At 70.9% G+C, this 2,241-nt stretch carries 2 protein-coding genes and 1 pseudogene; all 3 read left to right on the plus strand.

The window, feature by feature from the left end:
• The coding region (locus DSP71_RS06730) for a DUF4350 domain-containing protein (RefSeq protein ID WP_147251223.1) at nucleotides 1–1,069 on the plus strand (1,069 nt) is incomplete at its 5' end.
• 44 nt (nucleotides 1,070–1,113) lie between these two features.
• Complete coding sequence (locus DSP71_RS06735; RefSeq protein ID WP_218867656.1) at nucleotides 1,114–2,037, plus strand: MoxR family ATPase; 924 nt, start codon at nucleotides 1,114–1,116, stop codon at nucleotides 2,035–2,037.
• Nucleotides 2,038–2,241 (plus strand): annotated as a pseudogene (locus tag DSP71_RS06740) (DUF58 domain-containing protein); the annotation flags it as partial.

Here is a 2,241-nt window from a genome sequence, read left to right on the forward strand (position 1 = left end):
ACCCGGTGCGCGCGGCGCCCTCGACCCCGAGGCCCGCGACGATGCCGGCGCACTCGCGCTCGCGAACATCCTGCGCGATCAGGGCGTCGAGGTCGACGTCCATCGGTCACGAGTCGAGGCCCGCGCGGCGATCGACGCCGACACCACACTGGTCATGGCCGACCCCTACACGCTCACCGACGAAGCACTCGCGACGCTCACCGAACCCGCGGAGCGCGTGGTGTTCCTGTCCACGAGCACGCATCTGCTGAACGAGCTCCGCATCGGCGACAACGCGCCGGGCACATCGTCGGCCGTGAGCGCGGAGTGCGATGTCGCGGAGTTCGCGAAGGTCGGCACGATCCGCGCCGACCGTCTCTTCGCCGCCGCTGACGGCGTGCAGGCCTGCTTCGGGGATTCCGAGGGCGCAGCCGTCCTCGTCGATCGTCGCACCAGTCCTCAGCGCACCGTGGTGGAGGGATCGAGGCTCTTCGGCAACGCCTACCTCGCCGAGAACGGGAATGCGGCCCTCGGACTCGCCCTGCTCGGTCAGACCGACCGCGTCGTCTGGTATGTCCCCAGCTTCGCGGACTCCGACATCGAAGCCGAGCCGGTCGACACGCTGGGCAGCCTCACGCCCCCGTGGGTGACGCCCGCCATCCTGCTGCTGATCGCGGTGGGGGTCGCGACGGCGATCTGGCGCGGCCAGCGGTTCGGTCCCCTCGTCGCCGAGACGCTGCCGGTCACCGTGCGAGCCTCGGAGACGATGCAGGGACGCGCACGTCTCACGGCCAGAGCCGCGGACTCCGCACACGCCGCGCAGGCGCTCCGCGACGGCACTCGGCGACGTCTCGCCCGTCGGCTCGGACTCGCCGTCCACGCCGACGCGGATGAGGTCGCCGACGCGGCATCGGATCGGCTGCGGGTCCCGCGCGGCACGCTCCAGGTACTGCTGGCCGGGCCCCCGCCCGAGGACGACGCCGCCCTGATCGAACTCGCCAGACGCCTCGACCAGCTCGAGACGGCGGTGGACGAGACCGCCCGCACCGACACGACCGCCCATCCCCGAGAAGCAGAGGGAAACACGTGACCGCTGAGAACCATCCCACCGATGACGCCACGCTGCGTCAGGCCATGCACCGGGTGCGCACGGAAGTCGACAAGGCCGTGGTCGGCCAGGCCGGCACCGTCACCGGTTTGCTCGTCTCCTTGCTCGCTCGCGGACATGTGCTGCTCGAGGGTGTGCCCGGCGTCGCGAAGACGCTGGTCGTGCGCTCCTTCGCGCGGGCACTCGGCCTCGACACCAAGCGCGTGCAGTTCACTCCGGACCTGATGCCCGGCGACGTGACCGGCTCCCTCGTCTACGACGCACGTACCGGCGAGTTCGACTTCCGAGCCGGTCCCGTGTTCACCAACATCCTGCTGGCGGACGAGATCAACCGCACGCCGCCGAAGACCCAGGCTGCACTCCTCGAAGCCATGGAGGAGCGCCAGGTGTCGGCGGACGGGGTCAGTCGTCCCCTCCCCGACCCGTTCCTCGTCGCAGCGACCCAGAACCCGATCGAGCACGAGGGCACCTACTCGCTGCCGGAAGCACAGCTGGATCGCTTCCTGATGAAGCTCGTCGTCGGGATGCCGGAGCGCGACGCGGAGGTCTCGGTGCTGCGTCGGCACGCCTCGGGCTTCTCCCCCAGAGAGCTCACCGGAGTGGAGGCGGTGGTCACCGCCGAGGAGATCCGAGCGGCGCAGCACGCTGCTGCCGCGGTCGAGGTGACCGACGACGTCCTCGGCTACGTCGTCGATCTCGCCCGAGCGACCCGCCAGTCGCCCTCGGTCGAGCTCGGCGCCAGCCCCCGCGCCTCCACCGGACTGCTCGCCGCAGCGAAGGCCTGGGCCTGGCTCAACGCGTCTTCGGCGGTCACGCCCGATCATGTGCAGACGATGCTGGTCCCGGTGTGGCGCCATCGTCTCCAGCTGCGCCCCGATGCGCAGATGGAAGGCGTATCCGCCGATGCGGTGCTGACCTCGGTGGTGCAGCAGACCAGGGTGCCGATCTAGGTGTTCATCACCGGTCGCCTCGCCGTCGCCATCGCCGTCGGTATCGTCCCGCTCGTCATCGCCGGGCTCGCGGGCTATCCGGCGTACGCGGTGCTCGGTGCCTGGATCGCTCTGTGCCTGCTGCTCGTCGCCGTCGACGTCGCCCTCGCCGCGAGTCCTCGCTCCGTCACCGTGAGCCGCCGGCTGCCCGCACGCGCGCGGCTC

Origin of the sequence: Microbacterium sp. H6, assembly GCF_003314775.1 — a bacterium.
Classification (GTDB): domain Bacteria; phylum Actinomycetota; class Actinomycetes; order Actinomycetales; family Microbacteriaceae; genus Microbacterium; species Microbacterium oxydans.